Raw genomic sequence first — 3,138 nt, forward strand, 5'->3', positions numbered from 1 at the left:
TAGGAGCTGTTCACTGTATGGCGGAGGCTCTTGGAAGCATGTATGATGCACCTCACGGAATGTGTAATTCGGTTATTTTGCCCTATGTTATGGAATATAATGTTATCAAGTCTGAAAAGAAATATGCTACAATGGCTAACTACATGAATGTATATGGTCCCAATGACCTCATGACAGCCAGTGAAGGAATAGAGCATATAAAGATATTGTCCAGAAGGATTGGCTTGCCAAATATTAAATCTCTCAATGTAATTCCAGAGGATTTTTTAATGCTTGCAGATATGGCTGACAGGAATGCATCTTCTCTTAACAATCCTAGAAAGATTGGGAAGGAAGATTATATTAAAATATTCAGGAGAGCTTATGATGATAGCGATGATTAGAAAAAAATGGTAACGTTATCTTGAGAACGAATTAGTCCTTGAAATACCTGAGAAAACATTGTACAATAGATAGGTACTAATATAGATATATTTTATTGATTGAGGGAATAGTACAATATTATTATAAAACTCAACAACCTGCTAGTGAGGGAGTAGGTTGTTGAGTTTTTATTTTTGAAATAATTTATACGTAAACGTTAATTTCTGATATAATAGTAATATCGGGATGAATTCAAAAGGAGTTTGAAGATGCTTGATATTGGCGATATTATCGATTTGGCGAATAATATAGATGTATTTGAGAAAGGGGTTGACTATTACAAGTCAGGCCTTGTTTCTAGTGTTTCATATAACCGAATCAGCGAAACTGTACAGGCTACTGTACGTGGAACCAGGGATTACAAGGTGAAGGTATTTTTGGTTGATGAAAAGTATGTCAACGCCAAATGCGAGTGTCCTGCCTATGAAACATGGGGAGGAGTATGCAAGCATATAGTTGCTGCATTTTTGTTTTTGAAGAACCAGAACCAAATCGACATAAAGGTCAAGCGTAAAAGGAACAATACGGATGTTTTTGACAATATACTTTCCCAATATACAATTTTTGAAGATATGGATCGTGCCGAGGGAAAGAAAAAAATAAATGTAAAATACTTTATAGATTTTGACAAATACAGGAAAAATATGATTCTTTCCGTGAAACTTGGAACGGAGCAGCTTTATGTTCTAAAGGATGTAAGAGGATTTTTGAAAGCCTATAAATCAGGCAAGGAATTTGAATTCGGAAAAAGCTTTACCTATGATCCCACGAACGAATACTTCGACAGGAAGGATGCAATGGCAATGGATCTCATTGGGGATATTGTCAGTGAAATAAACTATATTAAAAACTATAGTTGGACTGCTTACCACGTGGACTTCATAAGTGGAAAGAGTATACTTCTTACGAATAATAATTTTACTAAATTCATAGATATTCTTGACGGAGACAGTGTAGAGATGAAGGCCGATTATTTGAAATATAAAAAAACGGCTACAGTCAAAGGAGATATAGACCTGGTTTTCGATATTGCAAGCTACGGAGACTATATAAGATTTGCAGTAAGGGATATGAAGAATATAACCATCCTTACTGATGACTATTCCGTCATTCTTTACAAGGACACCATATATAGGATTACAGACAGACAGAGAGACAATTTGAGACCTGTATTGAGCCAGCTGGAAAACAAGAAGGAGAGCCTTGTCATATCAAGGGAAAAGATAAACAGTTTCATGTCTTATCTCTATCCTACAATTAGTGAAACCAACAAGATTGAAATAGACAGGGAATTAAAGGAAAAAATTTATAGCAGAAAATGTCAGCCTAAGCTTTATCTGGACAAGGACGGCAATGGAATAAAGGCTAAACTTAAATATATTTACGGCGAATATGTATTCGATTCCTTAACAGGTATTGAGACGAAGACTGCCAAGGACGACATGGTAATAAGGGACCTTAAACTTGAAAACAAGATAATGTCAATACTTGAAAATTCCGATTTCAAGGTGCTTAACGACAGTTATCATATCAAGAGGGAACAGGATGTCTACAAGTTTGTAGTGGGAGGACTCCCGGAGCTTACAGACAAGATAGAGGTTTATTATTCGGATGATTTCAATTCCATTGAACTGAGGGACAAATCTTCGGTACATGTAGATACTTTCATGAATGAAGACATGAACTATTTTGATTTCGGGTTTTCAATCGAAGGTATATCTCAGGAGGAAATCCCTGACATATTGGATACATTGAGGGAAAAGAAGAAATACTACAGACTGAAGGATGGATCATTTTTGAGTCTAGAAGAAGAGATATTCGATACCATGGCAGAGGTTCTTCACAATCTTGAACTGGGAGACGACTCCTTTGCCGAGGGTCTTGTGAAAATACACAGCAGCAAGGCTTTTTATATCAATGAAAAGATGGAAAAATTGGATCTTAAGCATTATAAAAGAAATGTGCTGTTCAAAGAACTCATAATGAGAATCAAGGAGCCTGAAGATGAAAGCTATGAACTGCCCGAGGGCTTGAATTGCGATCTGAGGGAATACCAGGTGACTGGATTCAACTGGGTCAAGAATCTTTCCTCTTTTAATTTTGGAGGAATACTTGCCGACGAGATGGGACTTGGAAAGACTGTTCAGATGCTGACATATATGAAGTCTGAAATTCTTGCCGACAGCAGCAGACGATTTCTGGTTATAGTGCCAACATCGTTGCTATACAACTGGTTAGAAGAAATCAACAAATTTACTCCTGGAATGAAAGCTGAAATAATTGCAGGCATCAAGAAGCTTAGGGATGAAAGACTTGAAAATACCGATGCAAATATAATAATTACATCCTATGCTACATTTAGGAATGATGCGGACATATACAAGCACATGAAAGTGTATTGTTGTATACTGGATGAAGCACAGCATATAAAAAACAATATGTCCAAAACTTCTAAAGCAGTAAGACAGGTGAAGGCGGTTAAGAGGTTTGCCTTGACTGGAACACCAATAGAAAACTCTCTTGCGGAGCTGTGGTCAATATTTGATTTCATAATGCCGGGATACCTTCAAAGCTATACAAAATTCAGAAAGAATTTTGAAAAGCCAATAATCAAGGATAAGGATGTGGACAAGCTTAGGGAGCTTAAGGGAAGGATTTCCCCCTTCATAATGAGAAGGATGAAGGGCGATGTTCTCAAGGAGCTTCCTGACAAGA

General features: G+C 36.8%; 1 protein-coding gene and 1 pseudogene. Both read left to right on the forward strand.

Going from position 1 to position 3,138, the window contains the following annotated elements:
• Positions 1-383, forward strand: a pseudogene (locus AC3AX0_RS10230) (iron-containing alcohol dehydrogenase); the annotation flags it as partial.
• Between the two features lie 249 nt (positions 384-632).
• On the forward strand, positions 633-3,138 hold a 2,506-nt coding region (locus AC3AX0_RS10235; RefSeq protein WP_487550193.1), incomplete at its 3' end, for an SNF2 helicase associated domain-containing protein.

The sequence above is a fragment of the Dethiosulfatibacter sp. genome, assembly GCF_983023055.1.